Here is a 15,810-nt window from a genome sequence, read left to right on the forward strand (position 1 = left end):
GAGCTCCTTTCAATCTGCCGCGCAGAACGCGGCGAATTTATTACTTTTGTTTTGCGAGGATGGTCTGGATAGCTTCGCGGAACTCACGACCCTGCGTGTTACTGCGCAGTCCGTAAGAGACAAACGCCTGCATGTATCCAAGTTTACGACCGCAGTCGAAACTGTGACCGGTCAGCAGCGAAACATCAACGGTTTTGTTTTTGCTCAGGCTGGCAATCGCATCGGTCAGCTGAATACGACCCCATGCGCCTGGCTCAGTGCGCTCCAGTTCCGCCCAGATATCAGCAGAAAGAACATAGCGACCTACCGCTGCCAGGTCAGAGCTCAGTCCTGCAGTATCTTCTGGCTTCTCAATGAAATCGGTGATGGTGCTGATGTCACCTGGGTGTTCAATCGGCTCTGCAGTGGTGATCACTGAGTACTCAGTCAGATCGGACGCTGGCATATGCTGTGCCAGAACCTGGCTGTGGCCGGTCTCTTCGAAACGGGCAACCATTGCAGCCAGGTTATAACGCATGTGGTCCGCGGTAGAATCATCCAGCAGGACGTCTGGCAGCACCACCACGAACGGGTTATCACCGATCATTGGACGGGCACAGAGAATGGAGTGACCCAGGCCCAGTGGCTGTGCCTGACGCACGTTCATGATCGTTACGCCTGGCGGGCAGATAGACTGCACTTCGCTCAGTAGCTGACGCTTAACGCGTGCTTCGAGCAGTGCTTCCAGCTCGTAAGTGGTGTCGAAGTGGTTTTCTACTGCATTTTTAGATGCATGCGTGACCAGCACAATCTCTTTAATACCCGCGGCAACGCACTCGTCAATGATGTACTGGATCATCGGTTTGTCGACGACAGGCAGCATCTCTTTCGGAATGGCTTTAGTCGCAGGGAGCATATGCATACCGAGGCCCGCAACGGGGATTACTGCTTTAAGCTTGGTCATATTTATTCCGTTTAATAAAATGAAGATGTGGGTCGATTATGCAGGATCGGCCGGAAGTCCAAGTATAATCTTTATCTGAAAAGCGGACAGTAACTCTCTGTCATATCTTGGAAATTCGGCATTTTGCCCATTGCCAGATACGGCATAAACTGAATAAAGACAATCAGTAATCGAATATGACGACTGTGATCTGCAGCACTATCCGTTGGATGCCTGAGACCAGCCATAAATGAAAACGGGCGACCATAAGGTCGCCCGTTGATATATCTGTGCAGTAATCAGAGCCAGCCTTCAAACCACTCTGGCATCACAAACAGATTAAAGTGATTTACCAGCAACATCACACCGACAAATACCACCGACACCGCCACCCACTGACGGGCATAAGGAATAAACCGAATGCCAATCACCGGCTTGATAAAGAACGGATGCGCCAGTGCAGAGATCAGGATCTGCGAGATAGAGAGCGTCAGCGCCACGTAGAGCACGTTAGGCCAGATAAAGGTGGTCGCCAGTACGGCCAGCACCACAATACTCGCCACAATGTTCCAGTAAAACTCTACGTTGGTCCGCCCGTTGGCCTGTGAAATCGCCCCGGTCAGGCCGCCCATCGGTCGCAGCATGCCAAACAGCAGCATTAGCGGGATCAGATGATAAACCTGCTCATGCGACGCACCATAAAGTACACGGACGATGACCGGCGAGAAGATACCAATCACCAGGTACATCGCGCTGCTGAACAACATGATCCCCAGCGTGCCCTTCAGGAACAGCTTTTTCAGCTGCTCGGCATCGTGCTGCTTTTCAGCAAAACGTGGCAGTGCCAGACGGTTGATCACCGGCGTGACCAGCTTCAGCGGTTGCAGTACCAGCTCTTTCGCCAGCGAGTAGACACCCAGCATCTCGGCACCCATCACTTTACCCACCACCAGCGCATCCGCCTGGGTACGCAGCTGATTAATAGTCTGCGAGCCGAGCTGATAGCTGCCGTAGCGAATGGCGCCGATAAAGGTCGCTTTGTCGAACTCCCACGTCGGACGCCATGACTTTTCGCCCAGCGCAATCATGCAAAGGATGCGGGTAAAGGCGTTGATAAACAGACCCAGAATCGCGGCTGCCACCGTGAGCGAGGTGAACTCCAGCATCGCCACGACACAGAGGAAGGCAAACAGCTTGGTGCCCATCTCAATCTTCGCCAGCGAGACCATCCGCTTGGTTTTGATGTAGTGCGCCTGATATTGGGACAGATGCCCCAGCACCAGGAAGTTCAGGCTGGTCAGCATGATCAGCCCGGTCAGCTCTGGCAGATGATAGAACCAGGAAACCGGGAAGGCGATCAGTAACATGATCAGACCGGTGCACAAGCTGAGTGAGACGTTCACCCAGTAGATAGTGCTCTGCTCACGACGAGTAATATTCTGGCGATGCACCAGATAACTGCTCATCCCCATATCCTGCAGCACACCCGCCACCGCCAGGATGGCGTTGATGATGGCTAACAGGCCCAGCTCGTGGGTTTCCAGTTTGCGGGCGAGAAAGCTCAGCTGTGCAACCTGCAACACTGCGGAAAAGCAGGTGCTGCCGAACAGCCAAATCGCCTGTGACTTAAATCCACTCACACCAGTCGCTCCAGAATCTGTGCCAGTTCGCCGTAGGCGATATGCTGATTAAATTCAGTCTCGACTTTGTGGCGTGCCGCGGCAACCACGGGCGCCACATCCACTTCGCCCTGAGAGAGCTTCAGCAGCGTTTCCGCCAGCGCCTCAGGATCATCCTCTTCCACCAGCCAGCCAGAGACGTTGTTCTCAATCAGTTCCGGAATACCACTGTGGAAGGTTGAGACCACCGGCAGGCCCACCGCCATCGCCTCCATCAGTGCAACCGGAATACCTTCCATGTCACCATCTGCGGCGGTTTTAGACGGCAGAAGGAAGATATCGGCTTCGCTCAGCGCACGACGAATCTCCTCCTGCGGTTTGAAGCCCGGCATGCTGACGCAATCCTCCATCCCCTCGCGGGCGATGAAATCACGCATCATCTCATCCTGATCGCCATTGCCGATGATGGTGTACTGAAACTGACCGCCACGCTGCTTCAGGATGGCGCTGGCTTTGACCGCCACATCCAGCCCTTTCTTCTCGGTCAGACGCGCCACCGAAACGATACGCAGCGGCGTCTGGAACGCCTGCCGCGGCTGGAAGTTAAATTTCTCCGGTTCAATGCCCATACGCGTCACGTGAATTTTTTCCGGCGGACAGCCCATCTCGATCAGCTTGTTTTCCCACAGATGGCTGATAGGCAGCATCAGCTCACTCTGGCGGAACAGATTGACGTAATCGAGTTTGTGCTCTTCCAGAATGTGACGACGGGAAATATCGGCGCCATGAAACACGGTCGCCTGTTTACCCTTGAGCACGCCCAGTTCACGCAGCTTGTTCGCCAGCGCACCGGCATAGCCGAAATGCACCAGGAACACATCTGCAGTGAAGGTCTGCTTAGCATTCGCCACAATCGACGGCAGCAGCAGTTTGCTGGACTGCGCGCCATAACGGCGCACATTCAGCGAACGCAGTAGCGACGGTTTGGTCACTTTTGGCAGCACCAGTTTGATACGCTGGTTCAGCTTATCGACAATTGAGATTTTCTCTTCCGGCAGCAGATAGTGCGTCTTCGCCGCCAGACCATACTCATCAAACGCGGCATGCCGGTTCACTAAATCGCCGGGAAAGACTGAAATGATCTCCACCTCGTAACCGGCATCAATAAAATGGGTTACCTGATTTAGTACGAATGTCTCAGAGGCAACCGGGAAACGCATGGTGAAAAAAGTCAGTTTCATCACATTACCCTAATACTTTGAGAATCTCTTCAGTGATCCGGTTGCCAATTTCCCTTTCATTCGCAACGGCCGTGTTGACCTTCAGCTTGATGTTGTCGTAATCGGCAAGGACCGTTTTTACCTTATCGATCAGCGAGCCATCCATCAGGCTTTTTACGTCGGTTGCCATCTGCGGCAGACCAAGCTGGTTCATCACACCCATCGACTTGTGCTCGTAGTTGATTGCCACAGCCGGGGTGCCAAAGTTCATGGAGATAATCGCCGAGTGCAGGCGGGTACCAATGGTCAGATGACAATGACTCAGCAGGATGCCCAGCTCCAGGTCATTAAACTCATCCATGATGACATGGTAATATTCAGGCTGCGTCACGTGGTCACGTAGTGTCAGTGCGACCATGCGATCATCTTTGGCATAGCTGTCGATGCCGGTACAGGTTGAGAACGCCACAACCTGATAGCCTTCCGCAATCATGGCGTTGATGACCCGGCCAAATGCTGCTTCATACTCTTTCTGTGTGACACCCAGACGCTTATCAAACGGCGCCAGTTCACGCACGGTGATCGCGATGGTTTTACGACCATCGATAATGCCCTGCCAGTAGAGCAGGTTATGGCTTGGGTTTTCGACTTCACGCGCACGTACCAGGAAAGCGGTATCCACACCAGACGCCACTTTAGAGCTGGTCACACCATCGCGCTTCATCAGATCAAGGCTGACCGATTCGCGCAGCACCAGGCTGTCGACCCGATCAAAGACAAAATTCGCCAGCGCATTAACGCGCGGGTTCTGGAAAGGCCCCACCGAGTGACCAATCAGGTAGATCGGCTTTTTGGCCATCAGTGCACAGAGCGCATGGTCGAACTGGGTTACGCCATAGAGGTCAACGAAGAACGATCCGCCCACCTGAATAATCGCATCATATTTTTCCAGACTTTCCGTAAACGCTTTCAGGTGCGGTGGTACTGAGAAGGACTTAAAGATACCGCCCTTGCCCAGATGCGCCATCATGATATCGGGCATCAGGCGGTTCGCGACTTTACGTTTAAACGAACCGACCAGACCTTTACCAGACTTGCTGTTGTGCAGATACAGCGCATCCTGCTGTATATCCTGCTGGAGCAGATAACCGGAGCTGGTTGGATAACGGCTTATAACGTCAATCTCTAAATCACTCCGTGCAGACCGCATTGAATCAATCAGTCCACGAAGAATCGCGCCATCCCCGCGGTTCCCACACGTGTGGTTACCCACCAATAAAATTTTCATAAAAACTCCGAATGAATTTTTTTTAATTCTGAAAGCCGCCCAGATCCGCAATGGGCAAAATGAACTCTGATTAAAAGTAATGCTTTACGGGATAACGCACCCAAAGGTAGTGCTCCTGTTGAAACCGGCCGCCTCCATTCTGGCGGCCGTTATAGACGCTGTTACGACTTAATCGCGAAGTAAGGCAGTGCAACCTGTTTCCCGTTGATTACCACGGAAACAAACCCTTCTGGCTTACTGGTATCAACCTGATCGGCAGCGATCGGACGGGAAGCCATTAACAGATCGCCCTGCTCGTTGGCACCGATACCCGCTTTGCCGTTGTGCAGGCTGAAGCGCTGTGGCGCGCGTTTCGTCGCGTCACCTGACGGTGGATTGCCCTTCTCCATTACCGCATTGACCCGCGCACATCGCCCGGTCACAAAGCGATCTTTACCGGTGGTTTTCACCAGCACGGCAGCCGACGGCGTCCAGCCCGCCAGTTTGACGTAGAGATGCACATCGGTGTCATGCTCAGCCACATAGCGCACATCCACAATCGGGCAGCTGCCTTCGGCTGACCAGCTCGCTTCCGAGCGGTCTTTCTTACGCTGCACGTGGATTACCGCGCGGCCGCCGGTGGTCTTGTCGCCGATCAGGTTCATCAGCGGCTTATCACCACTGCCGTTACTGAATTGCGACTGACCGAAAATCTCGATCTCCCATGAATCCCCCACCGTCGGTGAGTAGAGGCTACCGAGATCAAACCAGGTTTCCTGATTCGTGTTGTTCTCTAAGCGCCAGCGCGAGGTGATGTAGTTGTACTTCAGGCTGCCATCCAGTGCGACGCCATAGGACTCAACGCGGGTAGAGCCCATTTCCCAGATGCTAAGCAGACGATCGCCCTGCATGGAGTTATCAATCCAGCTGCCCGACTGGAGACTGGTCTGACGCATATTCAGGCGAGTGTTATGGGCGATAAGCGGATTCTTACAATCCTCAATGCTCAGCGCATCAACGATCCACTGGCCGTTGGAGAGATCGCCTGGGTTATCGCAGTGCTCAATCCAGCCGTTATGGATAATTGACTGACCGCAGCGCGGCAGGTTAAGGACTTTACCGCCACGACAGTGCTGCGCATTGAAGTTTGACAGCTCAATTGCGGTGCTGTGGTCCCATTTGCCCTGCTTCTGCCCTGACCAGCCCGATTTAATTACGTCGCCGCTGCAACGAGAGGCGTACCACTGGTCAATTTTACAATCGAGGGTATCCTGCAGGCTGATGGCCGTGCCGCCAACGGCGTTAAAGCGCAGGCAGGCACCCCGGAAATATTGTCCGCCAGGACAGTTGTTATGGAAAAAGCCCTGCTGATTTGCACTCTTATCGCTGTTGCCATTAAAAATCAGGTTAGAAAGTTCAACGCGACGGGCGTTCATCTCAAAGACGAACGCTGACTTACCATCCGAGACAATTGTGGTCGCTGGAAAATAGCCGAAGTTCACCATCGCACCGGACATGCGGAAGAAGTTGAGATACTTATCGCCAAGGTTACAGGCTGAGACCATAAAGGTACCGGCCGGGAACTGGACGCAGATCTGCTGGTTAGCCTGCTGCGACCACTGGAACATCGCCATAATGGCGGGTGCCGTATCGGTTTTGCCATCGGCAATCGCACCGAAATCAAACAGCGTCAGGCGGTTAAAATCGTCTACCACACGACGCCAGGAGAACCCCTCACCGGCAAAATTCACACCGCCATCATTCTGGGCAGGCTGGAAGCTCCCGACAAACTCGCCGCCGCCAACTTCCCGTCCTTCATGCCAGCTTTTCAGCTTAACCTTGGCCCCTTCAAACAGTGGACGGGTTTTACGTAACTCCGCCACAGACGCAATCTCACCAATCAGCTGATAACCCGCTGGCTGCGCCAGACGCTGACTGAAATCTGCAGCGCCCGGACGACTGACATCCGCAATGTTGAACAGCGTCTGACCGTTGCTGTCTTCCACCGTCATCGAATGCGAAGGATCGGCAATCAATGCGGCATTGTCCTGAATAAACTGGGTAAAATTGCCTTTATTCAGCGCGATGGGCTGCGCAATCTCAGACACCTTACCGCTGGCGTCACGCAGGAAGACCGGAATCTGGTTGCCAGGCTTACTGGCATCCGCACCCGCTTTACCGATCCAGAGTTTTCCTTCAAAGCTCTGCCAGAATTGCGGTGGCATCGCGTAGACATTTTCTGGCGTCAGGATCGGCACGTCGCCTTTCGGGATATTAGTGGCATCAACCGGCTTCAGGGCAATACCGTTACTTTTTGCAGCGTAGCTGGAAAAGGTGCTCACGGAGAGAGCCCCCACCAGAGCGGAGGCGGCGGTCTGTAAAACTTCTCTTCTTTTCATGCATCAATTCCCGTAGTCAATAAGGCCATTGGCCATGGCGGTGTCCCTGAGGCACGTCGCAAGTGAGCGTTTCCAGCTCCGGTTAAACCAATGACAGCCAGCTTTGCTTAATCTGGTTACCGTCGAATTTCAGCGCGGTTTGTTTGGTTTTTTCGCTCATGGCATAGAACAGCGCGTCATCGGTGGCGAGCTGCTCCATTCGTGCCAGAAACGTGGCTTTATCATTCATCGGAACCAGGAAACCGTCTTCACCGTGATTGATGATCTCCTGCGGTCCGGTCGGACAGTCATACGCTACAACGGGCAGTGACCAGGATTTTGCTTCCAGCAGCACCAGTGGCAATCCTTCATAACGCGAGGTCATCAGCGCCATATCGCTGTCACGGTAGTAGTCATTGATATTGCTGACCTTACCGACAAACTTCACGCTGTCAGTGATGCCCAGTACGGCGGCCTGATCGTGCAGCTGCTGACGCAGTTCACCATCACCGGCAATCACCAGCGTCCAGTCCGGATGGCTGCGTGCGAAGTCGCGCCAGATATCCAGCATCAGATCAAACCCTTTCTGGTTATCCAGACGGCCCACCGCCAGCGCCTGACGATGACGAGTCTGACGCTGAAAACCTTTGTAGACGACGGGGTTAGGAATTTGCTTGCTGGGAATGTGCCAGCGGCTGAACACCTGATGATCTTTGTCGGTCAGAACAATCACGCGGTCGTAGTAGCGCAGCAGCAGAAACTTGAGGAACTTGATCGGCTTGCTGAAGGAGTTAATGGCAATGTGCTCGCAGGCGTAGGCTTTGCCCCGTTTCTTCTTCATTGCCAGCAGATTCCAGAAGGCAAACATGACGCTCAGACGCCCCATGCTGATCAGGAAGACGGTATCGAAACCCTCTTCGTGGATCCGGGCTACCGCGCTTTTAATGGGGTTGCTCTGCCCTTCGAAGCTGACAATCTGTCTGACATGTTCAAACGGATAAAAAGTCTTACCACTGCCTTCCAGCGAGTAGATGGTGACGTCATGTGTTTCGCCAAGACACTCTGACATGAAGTTACAGATGTTCTCGGTGCCCGCATACGAATAAGCATCTTTGATCACCAGGACAATTTTTTTCATGAAACGCTATCCACCTCAAATAATAAAGACAATCCTGCCGACAGGCTCAACGATGCTTAAGGGTAAACAGCACACCATTCACCATATACCAGGCGTAATAGTAATAGATTTTTAACGGATTGTTTTTATAGATAATTCTTAATAATTCAAGGTGCCACTGGGCTGCTTTGTTCTTATTGCGAGAAAGGGAATCGCCTAATTCGTAATAGTTGACAAGAATCGTCTGAATTACCCGTGCCTGCTTATAGCGGGTGAATAATTCATACAAAAACAGGAAATCTTCATGACCTTTGCGCTGGAAGAAAAGTCCCTGTGGCGGACGACGGAAACAGACAGAGGAGAAGCAGACGCGATACTGCTTTTTCACAAAGTTGTCCTGCTGCAGGTAAGGCTTTCCGTAGGTAATGTCGTGCTCAGCCTTGCGGGTTTTATAGTGATATTCGGTAATCACAAAATCATCACCGGCGGCGATAGCAGCTACCTGCTGGGTCAGCTTATCCGCATGCCACTCATCATCGCTGTCAAGAAAGGCAATAATCTCTTCAGTGGCCGCGCGCAGTCCGACGTTGCGGGTCTCTGCTGCGCCCATGTTGACCGCGTTATCCAGAATGGTAATGCGCGGATCCTGACAATGCTCCCGCACAAATGCCAGCGAGTCATCAGTGGATTTATCGTTGACCAGATAGAGGTGCCAGTCGGTATAGTGCTGATTGATAACCGATTGCACAGCGCGTAACACGGTCTGACGGGCATTGTACATAGGCATAACAATGCCAACGGTTCCAACAGAAGTATTCATCTTCAACCCTGAATGTAAACGAAAAGAGAGGTGCTCCTGGTATCAGGAGCAGAGCGAGGCGCAGTGCGCGTCAGGAGATCGCTTTCTCACCGCCAAAACGTGCTTTGACCTTGTCTTTAACCCGGTTCATAAAATAAGTACGGTTGTCTTTATTGGTGAGGAAGAAGTAGCGAGCAAAGCTCAGGCTCGCCATCAGCGACTTACCGTCCATCTTGTAGCGCAGCGGCAGCTTAAAAGCTTTGTAGGTGTGGATATCACGCGGGGTAAGATGCGGCTTCATGCTATCAAGCCAGAACATCGAATAGTTCACCGATTCGCCTTTATGTTTTGAGCCAAATTTTGTGACCAGGTGGTAGTTCGCCAGCGGTGCGGCGATCATCACAAAGTCATAGCCCATGCGGTCGGCACGAATGCAGAAATCATAATCCTGATGACGGATGTAGCGGGTATCGAACTGAATTTTCGCCGCATCTTCCCGTTTCAGCACAATCGTGCTGGTCTGGATAAAGCCATAACAGCCGAACAGATACTCAGCGACGGTTTCATTTTTGCCTGGTGGTTGCATTGGCATCACTTTCAGGAATGTGCCGTCCTGATAGATATTTACCTGGCTGAAAATAACGACATTCTTTTTGCCCTGTGCGTCCAGTTGAGCAATTTTTTCAGTTACCTGCTGCAGTTTGTCCGCCGCCCACTCATCATCGGCGTCAAGAAAACTGACATAATCACCGGTCGCCAGCTCAATGCCTTTGTTACGTGCACCGGCCCCGTTGAGTTTGACCTCAGAAAGCACCAGATTGATGTCGAGATCCTGATAGCGTTCGCTGCGAACGACCTCCGCCAGCGCGGCGGCATCTGCAGACTTATCATCCACGATGATGACTTCGAAATTACGATACGTTTGTGCTTTAACGCAATCCAGCGTCGTGACAATCGATTCTGACGCGTTATAAGCCGGAATTACGATGGAGAAACGAATGTCCTTCATTGCCAGCACCTCATTAAAAAGTTCAAAAAAATAAACAGTTCAGTCGACAACGGTCGATTAAAAATCTGAATTCTCACACGCGAGCGCCCCCGCGTGACACTTATCACGAAGGGGCGCCCGTCGGGTCAATCAGTGGACCAGCCAAAACTCCCGCGCCACTTCATAGCCAGTAACGGCCTGCTTGGTTGAAATGGTGTTGTAGTAGAGGTAATAGAGCAGGAAGAACACCAGCATCGCGTACAGCGCTGGCTTCCACGATCGCCTGGCCTGATAAATCAGTGAGGTCAGGATGATCGGCTCGACCTGTTGCAAATAGTTGGACAGGCGCGAACCTGAAGGGAAGTTGTACAGGAAGATCCTGACAGCACCGCCAATAGCAAAACTCATGATCAGCAGATAGTTAAGACGATACTGAGCATAATTTTCGCGCTTCAACTGGTCAGTAAGCATGAAATAGAAGAAGACAAACACCAGCATGATGTTTTTCAGGTTCGATACGGCCAGGATGCTGCCACCCATTGCGTAGGACGGGTCATTGTTATAGCCCGAGGCCCTTTCCCCCAGCGATCCAAGATGACCCGCAATCAGGGCAACAAAGCTGGATCCGCCCACTACGGACAGCGGCAGACTGGCAACGATAATGACCACAGGCCACCAGCGCCAGTCGCGAATAAACAGGAACGGCACAAGTGTTACCACCATTACGGCAGTGTTATGGCTTGTAAACGACAGAATAAAGAAGGCAAAAGCCCACCAGTAACGCTTGAGATAGATTGACCACAGGACACCAAGGAACAGCGCAGAACTCAGGCCAAAGCGAATCTGGTTTATATCTTTGTTAATAAAGATGTGCGCTGAATAGAGCACCAGCGCCAGCACCGGATACGGTGACATCTTTTTGAAAAAGTAAGCATTGATGGATACGGCAAGGGCGCAGAAAACAAACAGAAAGATGCTGGCATTATGCGAAAACAGACTGGTGATCCAGGCCGTGGCAAAAATCAGCGGTTCGTAACGGAAAAAAGCAACGGTTTTAAAGAAGCCGTTAATCTCTATACGTCGAACAAAGTCTTCAAAGAAGCTCCGGTACTGGAAGTCATCCATGCCGGTGCCAAGGCCGCGTATTCCCCCAAAAACAATCAATAGAATGGCAGCAAAACAGAGCAGCCAGGTCAGAATATGATTTGTGCGTTCGTCTTTTTTCAGGGCTAATTCAAACAGCGAAATCAGCAGTAAAAATCCTGATACATACCAATATGGAGCCATGGTGTGATTCCTTAATTCCACAAGTTCTCATGCCAGCAATAATCACGCTTCGCCTTCCCGACGGGCTTTTCAGTAAACCTGACAGTACGGTCACACATTGCGTGCAGGCAATGCCATGCTGGTGATGAATTCTGTTGATTGACGCTCGCCATGCGATTTATAGAGGTATCGCTTTTGTGGGTTTGGACAGAATAACCTGTGTAAATTGATGCGTGTCGTCATTCAAAAGGACGATAAAAAGGGGCGGTCAGACCGCCCCCTGGTTATTACTCAATGATCAGCTTTTGCTGGGCTTGCTGTAGTCATAGGCGTAGTAGTCATAACCATGTCCGTAAGCATTGGCGGCTTTACGCACCACGCCGTTGAGGATCACACCTTTAATCTCAATACCGTTCTGGGCAAAGCGTTTGAAGCTGACGTCCACTTCTTTGGTGGTATTGGCTTCGAAACGCGCCACCATCAGTGAAGTACCGGCCATTTTACCGATAATTGACGCATCGGTGACGGCCAGGATTGGCGGCGTATCGATTAACACCAGGTCGTAGTTCTTGCTCGCCCAATCCAGCAGCTCACCCATACGACGATGCATCAGCAGCTCAGACGGGTTCGGTGGAACCTGACCACGTGGCAGGAAGTCGAAACCGTAGACGCCCTGCTGAATCAGCGCCGGGCTGAATTCCGTTTTACCGGAGAGCACGTTTGACAGGCCTGATTTGTTATCCGCGCCCAGCAGCTCGTGGGTGTAACCACGACGCATGTCGCCATCGATAAACAGAACACGCTGACCCGCTTTCGCGACCAGTGTCGCCAGGTTGGCACAGATAAAGGTTTTACCAATACCCGGGCTGGCGCCGGTGATCATCAGGATGTTGTTTTTCGCTTCCATCATGGCGAAGTGCAGGCTGGTGCGCAGGCTACGAATCGCTTCGATGGAGAGGTCAGTCGGATTACCCAGCGCCAGCAGTGTTTCGTGCGGGTCGGTTTTCACCTTGCTGCCACGACGCGCCAGCGCTTCGGTATCTTTCTTACGCTGCCACTCAGAGAGTGGAACGCTGGCGTAGACATTCATGCCCAGCTCTTCCAGCTGTTCAGGGTTCTCGATACCGTGATGCAGCAGGGCTTTCAGCAGAACCAGACCCATTGACACGAACAGGCCCAGAATCAGGCTTGCAGCGATAATCAGCAGCTTCTTCGGTGCAACCGGCGCGTTAGCGGTCTGCGCGTTATCGATGATGCGGACATCACCCACGGTGCTGGCTTTGCTGATGCTCAGCTCCTGCTGACGGTTCAGCAACTGCATGTAGATCTCCTGACCTGACTGAACGTCACGGGTCAGACGCAGGATTTCCTGCTGAGTCTGTGGCATGCCAGAAATTTTCTTGTTCAGCTGAGCCTGTTCACCTTCCAGCGTTTTGCGTTTTTCAAGCAGCGCGCGATACGTTGGGTGATCTTTGGTAAACAGCTGAGACACTTCAGCTTCACGGAAGGTCAGTTCGTTCAACTGGCTCTGCACGCTGACAGAAGAGTCCAGGGCGGATTTCGCTTCCAGTGACAGGTCAACCGATTCGTTCTGACGACGGAACGTATTCAGTTTGTTTTCTGCTTCATCCAGCTTGGCGCGAACGGCAGGCAACTGAGTGCGTAAGAACTCCAGGCTTTTCTCTGCCTGCTCTGACTTGCGCTCAACGTTCTGTAACAGATAGTTGTTCACAATCTGGTTCAGGACTTTGCTGATCTGCTCGGGATCTTCACCCAGATACTCCAGACCCAGTACGCCGGTATCTTTACCTTTGTCTGCAACGGTCAGGTTAGCCAGTACGGAACGGATCGCCTGCAGGTCATTCAGCTTAGTCACGGTGAAGCTGGTGCCTTCATCGGCATGAATCTCGCTCACCAGCATGCTGATGTCGCCGTGCGACTCCAGCTGGCCGACTTTACCTTTAAACAACTCATCGCCATCTTTAGAGACGGTGTAGCTATCCGGACCGGTAACTTCCAGCTCGACATTACGTTTTTCGACAGTGCGTGGGATTTCCAGACGCGAAATCGCGATATCAGCAGGTTTGTTGCCCATCAGGCGCGACAGGCCCTTGCCGATAACCGGGAAGTAGTTCTGCTCAACCACAGTATCCAGACCCAGATCGTCAACGGTTTTGCCGATGACCATACGGGATTCCAGAATCTCGATCTCCGTATCGGAGGCTGGCGTTTGTGGCAGAATGCTGTCAATTTCGTTCAGGACGGTACTGGCATTCTTCTGCTCAACCTGAACTAACGCATCTGCGCTGTAAATCGGTGTTGCAAACAGTGTGTAGAGTGTTCCCGCCAGCATGAAAAATGCGGTAACGGCAACAATGATCCAGCGATGATCAATTAGCTGTCCCACAAGATGCGCCAGATCCCATCCATTCGAATCCTCTCCCGGCGCAGTTCTGACCTTATTTTTTATATTCATGGATAATCCCAACTATCGGCTTAATACGTTGACCCATTTCTGGGTAGCGTTTTCCAGTAACCCGTAAATCTCTTCAAAGGCCTCACGGCTTTTTCTGTACGGATCCGCAATTTCTTTCTGATTGAGCCAGTGCCCAAGCAACATGGTTTTGCCACGTGCAGCCGGGTCGATGCGATTGACCTGTTCAATATGTCGCTTTTCCATGACCAGAATCAGATCAGCCTGGCGGCACATTTCGGCCGTCAGTTGCTGTGCCTGATGTCCTTCCAGCGACAGGCCCTGCGCTGCCGCGACCTCGGATGCCACTCTGTCGGCCGCATGGCCTACCAGCGCTCCCAGGCCAGCAGAGCGAACATCCAAATCGGGCAATGCACGTTTAAACAGGCGCTCTCCGGTAGGAGAGCGGCAGATGTTGCCAATGCAAACGACTAACACGGACGTAATCATGGTCAGACCTTAGTTCGACCAGTTGCGGATACGCTGTGCGGCCTGAGTCGCATCGTTGATACCAGCAATGGTTGGTATCAGTTGCGAAATCACACGGTTCCAGCGCGTCAGCGGTGTAGAGGTGACATAGACGATGTCATAAGGCTGGAGCTGGAAATCGGTTCCCATCACCATGGATGCTGCATCTTTGGTGTTCAACTGATAGATGTTGGCAATCTTGCTGCGATCGGTGCCGTGCAGTGGACGGATAACGAAGACACCAGTAGCGTCAGAGGTGGTTTGATCCATCCCCGCCGCATTGCCCAGCGCTTCCGCCAGCGTCATGCCGCTACGGTCCATTTTCAGCGTGGTTTGCTGCTTCACTTCACCCATCACGAAGATTTTCAGATCATCGTTACGCGGAACGTAGAGAATATCGCCTGGATAGAGGAGGTGGTTCTGGCTCAGGTCGCCATTCTGCATCAGTGCCTGCAGAGAGACGCGCTGCTCACGACCGTTGTGCGTCAGCACGACGTTACGCCAGTCAGCATCAGGTGCCAGGCCGCCAGCGGCGTTGATCGCATCCAGAACCGTCAACGGTACGTTGGTGATCGCCTGCTGACCTGAGGTGGTCACAGAACCCGTAACATAGGTTTTCTGCGATTTGAACGAGGCGATGCTGACATCAACCTGTGGACTTTCAATATACTGAGCCAGACGACGCGAAACTTCGTCACGCACTTCGCCGACGGTACGGCCCGCGACACGGACGCGACCAATGTAAGGATAGAAGATGGTGCCGTCAGAATGCACCCAGTTACCGGTGTCGCTAGCGCTACGGTATTGACCCGCTGGCGTGGTCAGTTCCGGGTGATCCCAGACTGTCACGGTCAGGACATCGCCCACGCCGATACGGTATTCATAGTTCTGAATTTCGTTCTGCAGTGCCGGGTTCGTCTGAGCCACCAGAGGCTTAGGACGCATCTTTTCAACCAGTGAAGGCGTTAACGGAAAGACGTTGACGTATTTATCGATGTCAAAGTTGCTATCCTGCTGCTCGATAACATCTTTTCCTGATGTAGTAAGACGAGAACCGGGTTCGATTGTACACCCGACAAGGAATGTGGCGGATACCAGCAAGGGTATCAATTTCATTTTGATTGTAATCATTTAGATCTTCGCTATCAGTTATTTATTGATAGAGGCGAAACCGCCGCTGTGTAAGCGTCCAACAAAAAGTAAATCCTGGCTGACTAAAGCCTTAAGCACTGAACCTGTCGTTCATTATCCTTGCTCCACTTGTTATAAGTAGTGGCCATCAACCAGGGTGTA

The 15,810-nt window shown here is 52.3% G+C and carries 12 protein-coding genes; all 12 read right to left on the reverse strand.

Annotation, left to right across the window (positions count from 1 at the left end; genetic code table 11):
* Nucleotides 1-40 precede the first annotated feature (40 nt).
* Nucleotides 41-943, reverse strand: a complete 903-nt coding sequence (gene galF / locus AC6I77_RS12370; RefSeq protein WP_110411254.1) for a UTP--glucose-1-phosphate uridylyltransferase GalF — start codon at nucleotides 941-943, stop codon at nucleotides 41-43.
* A gap of 278 nt (nucleotides 944-1,221) precedes the next feature.
* A complete protein-coding gene (locus tag AC6I77_RS12375; RefSeq protein ID WP_004571292.1) occupies nucleotides 1,222-2,562 on the reverse strand; it encodes a lipopolysaccharide biosynthesis protein in 1,341 nt (446 codons plus the stop codon).
* A complete protein-coding gene (locus AC6I77_RS12380) occupies nucleotides 2,559-3,782 on the reverse strand; it encodes a glycosyltransferase (protein ID WP_004571291.1) in 1,224 nt (407 codons plus the stop codon). Before AC6I77_RS12380 ends, AC6I77_RS12375 begins: the two co-directional genes overlap by 4 nt.
* A gap of 4 nt (nucleotides 3,783-3,786) precedes the next feature.
* Nucleotides 3,787-5,049 carry a colanic acid biosynthesis pyruvyl transferase WcaK gene (gene wcaK, locus AC6I77_RS12385; protein WP_033762030.1) on the reverse strand — a complete coding sequence of 421 codons (1,263 nt, stop codon included), beginning with the start codon at nucleotides 5,047-5,049 and terminating at the stop codon, nucleotides 3,787-3,789.
* A 161-nt stretch (nucleotides 5,050-5,210) separates the two neighbouring features.
* Nucleotides 5,211-7,427 (reverse strand): phage tailspike protein, encoded by a 2,217-nt coding sequence (locus tag AC6I77_RS12390; protein ID WP_004571289.1) that lies wholly within the window; start codon nucleotides 7,425-7,427, stop codon nucleotides 5,211-5,213.
* An 82-nt stretch (nucleotides 7,428-7,509) separates the two neighbouring features.
* Nucleotides 7,510-8,544 carry a glycosyltransferase gene (locus AC6I77_RS12395; RefSeq protein WP_004571288.1) on the reverse strand — a complete coding sequence of 345 codons (1,035 nt, stop codon included), beginning with the start codon at nucleotides 8,542-8,544 and terminating at the stop codon, nucleotides 7,510-7,512.
* A 46-nt stretch (nucleotides 8,545-8,590) separates the two neighbouring features.
* Entirely contained in the window at nucleotides 8,591-9,343 is a 753-nt protein-coding gene (locus AC6I77_RS12400) for a glycosyltransferase family 2 protein (RefSeq protein WP_039659802.1), read from the reverse strand.
* A 70-nt stretch (nucleotides 9,344-9,413) separates the two neighbouring features.
* Nucleotides 9,414-10,331 (reverse strand): glycosyltransferase family 2 protein, encoded by a 918-nt coding sequence (locus tag AC6I77_RS12405; protein ID WP_312041355.1) that lies wholly within the window; start codon nucleotides 10,329-10,331, stop codon nucleotides 9,414-9,416.
* Nucleotides 10,332-10,460: 129 nt separating this feature from the next.
* Entirely contained in the window at nucleotides 10,461-11,597 is a 1,137-nt protein-coding gene (locus AC6I77_RS12410; RefSeq protein ID WP_039659798.1) for an EpsG family protein, read from the reverse strand.
* A gap of 277 nt (nucleotides 11,598-11,874) precedes the next feature.
* A complete protein-coding gene (wzc, locus tag AC6I77_RS12415) occupies nucleotides 11,875-14,052 on the reverse strand; it encodes a tyrosine-protein kinase Wzc (protein ID WP_497816987.1) in 2,178 nt (725 codons plus the stop codon).
* A 12-nt stretch (nucleotides 14,053-14,064) separates the two neighbouring features.
* Nucleotides 14,065-14,499, reverse strand: coding sequence for an arsenate reductase/protein-tyrosine-phosphatase family protein (locus AC6I77_RS12420; RefSeq protein ID WP_497816988.1), 435 nt, complete (start codon nucleotides 14,497-14,499; stop codon nucleotides 14,065-14,067).
* A 9-nt stretch (nucleotides 14,500-14,508) separates the two neighbouring features.
* Nucleotides 14,509-15,648 (reverse strand): polysaccharide export protein, encoded by a 1,140-nt coding sequence (locus AC6I77_RS12425; protein WP_033762024.1) that lies wholly within the window; start codon nucleotides 15,646-15,648, stop codon nucleotides 14,509-14,511.
* Nucleotides 15,649-15,810 lie beyond the last annotated feature (162 nt).

This window comes from Pantoea sp. X-Soil-ISGK-259 (genome assembly GCF_059730705.1).